Below are 2,119 nucleotides of genomic sequence, written 5' to 3'. Positions count from 1 at the left end.
AGTTAAACCAGTAGCAAGCTTATTAACAACAACATTTGAACTAACAGAAAAACCCAAATAGATGTTATCTTCATTGAATTTAATTTTTGCCACGTATTTACCAGGCAAGAGATCAATCGGTAATGCAGCCTTACCATCATTACCAGTTTTAACAGTGAAATCCTTACCATTCAAATGATGTTCATTTGTTCCCAATATTAAAAACAATTTTTATTAATGCAAATATAAAAATTTAGGCAATTTTTATTTGGAAATTCGCCAAATGGGGGCTTTATTTGGCTTTAAAAAAATATTTTTTCGACAAATTTTGTTCCGGTTTTTTAATGATAATATAAATTTTGTATAATCATTATTTTAAAATAATATTATTTTCTTTATTAAAAATGGATTTATATAGAATTATGTTTAAAAATTCGTTTGAAAATAAGGAATTTGTAGTTGAAAAACTGTCGGATTTGACAAATTTCTGAACAGATATAATATTTTTTAATTATTATATGAACATATTTATCTATCATTATTAATAATGTTAAATTAAAAAAATGCATTATCATCAAAGCCGAATATCCACAATAACATTTAAATATTATATGGCACAAGATATTCACAAGGTGATAATAGATGTATATAACAATACAGTCATTCAACAATATGCACGGCTCAAAACCGCTTAAGCTTAATGGACTCATAAAGCTTGTAAAGGAGCCGGACAACAAGTATGATGCCGAAGCGATAGCCTGTGAAATGAGATATTTCGGAAAGATAGGCTATGTGGCAAACAGCACCAACACCGTCGTCATTGGATCAATGAGTGCCGGAAGGCTATACGACAAAATCAACGACGAATACTTTGCTAAAATCAAGTTCGTCACAGGTTCCGTTGCACTTGCAAGGGTTCTCACATCAGACGAATACATTGCAGAGGTGGAAAACCCTGAAAGCGACATACACTATCTTTCAGACAATCTGGGAAAGATTGACGTTGATTTCATTAAGAAAAACATCAAGGGTGAGACAGATGATAGCCAGCTATGAGCTTCTGGGTGAAGAGGTCCACAAAAACGTCGCCGTCATCCCCATCAAGACCCCAATAAACCACAAGGTCGATTTGCTGACCCTTAAAAAGGGCTTTGAGCTGGGCCTTGTAGATGTAAAGGAATGCGAACAGTCAACAGTGAACACAATAATCGTTGAAAACAAGTCCGTGGCCCCGCTTCTTCTGGTGGACGGTGAAGAGATTGTAGGAGGAGACCAGAACCGCATAATGGATGCAACCATACTTATTGCTCCTCAAAGCGAGATGAAAGTGCCAGTCAACTGTACCGAGCACGGAAGATGGGGATATGTAAGCGACTTCAAGCAGTCCAAAAACATTGCAAACTACAGAACACGCCTTGCAAAGCACCATGCCTTCAGAAGCAAAGGCAATGTTCAAAAGGCCGTTTGGGATTCAATCGATGAACTTGAAATGTCCAGGTCATTTTCATCACCGACACAGGCAATGTCTGAAAGCTATGAAAATGCAAAATCAGACCTCAGCGAATTTATGGAAGCCTTTGAAGTTGTCGAAGGACAGACAGGTGTTGCGGTAATGATTGACGGTGAGGTAAAGGGCTTTGAAGTCTTTTTAAACAGCGAAATATACAGGGAATACCATGAAAAGATTCTTAAAAGCTACCTCATCAATGCCGAAGTAAACGACAACGTTTTTGCAATCGACAGGGATGCAATCAGAAGCATCATTGATGGCGCATTGAATGATGAATTTGAAGAAGTGAAAAACGAAGGCCTTGAAAGTCGATTTGAGATTAAAAGCGAAGACGGTGTGGGAAGCTGCTATACCTTTAAGGATGAGCTGATTCACATGTCATACTTTGTGGGAAGCGACGAAGCATTTGCTGAAAGTGAAAAAAAGATTCATGATGATGTTAGAATATGATTTTTAACACATCCCCATTTTTTTGAAGTGATTTAAATGCCTACATGTCCTAATTGCGGTGCCTATGTTCCTTTGGGAGAACCCATGTGCAGCTGCGGTACCACTTTCAGACATATCGAAGATGATGATTCCTATTCAGATTTCCAAATTGAAAGAAGAAAGGATGAAAATCCTTATAAA

General features: G+C 37.0%; 3 protein-coding genes and 1 pseudogene. 3 read left to right on the top strand and 1 reads right to left on the bottom strand.

Annotated features, from left to right (window positions below):
* The coding region (locus QZ143_RS09845; RefSeq protein WP_292883766.1) for a hypothetical protein at positions 1-195 on the bottom strand (195 nt) is incomplete at its 3' end.
* Between the two features lie 426 nt (positions 196-621).
* Here QZ143_RS09845 and QZ143_RS09940 point away from each other — a divergent pair.
* From QZ143_RS09940 to QZ143_RS09835, 3 genes and pseudogenes are all read left to right on the top strand, one after another.
* Positions 622-792, top strand: a pseudogene (locus QZ143_RS09940) (HIRAN domain-containing protein); the annotation flags it as partial.
* Positions 772-1,035, top strand: a complete 264-nt coding sequence (locus QZ143_RS09840; RefSeq protein WP_292883763.1) for a hypothetical protein — start codon at positions 772-774, stop codon at positions 1,033-1,035. The pseudogene QZ143_RS09940 and the gene QZ143_RS09840, both read left to right, overlap by 21 nt.
* Complete coding sequence (locus QZ143_RS09835) at positions 1,019-1,939, top strand: DUF6569 family protein (RefSeq protein ID WP_342765224.1); 921 nt, start codon at positions 1,019-1,021, stop codon at positions 1,937-1,939. The genes QZ143_RS09840 and QZ143_RS09835 overlap by 17 nt, the downstream gene beginning before the upstream one ends.
* Positions 1,940-2,119: the final 180 nt, after the last annotated feature.

The sequence above is a fragment of the Methanobrevibacter sp. UBA188 genome, from assembly GCF_905234905.1.
In the GTDB taxonomy this organism is placed as follows: domain Archaea; phylum Methanobacteriota; class Methanobacteria; order Methanobacteriales; family Methanobacteriaceae; genus Methanocatella.
The sequence above is the reverse complement of the archived record's forward strand: the minus strand, read 5'-3'. Positions and strand labels throughout refer to the sequence as shown.

Excerpts from the sequence above, each read along its gene's own strand:
- QZ143_RS09835 (WP_342765224.1), top strand. The coding sequence starts at position 1,019 with ATGATAGCCAGCTATGAGCTTCTGGGTGAAGAGGTCCACAAAAACGTC.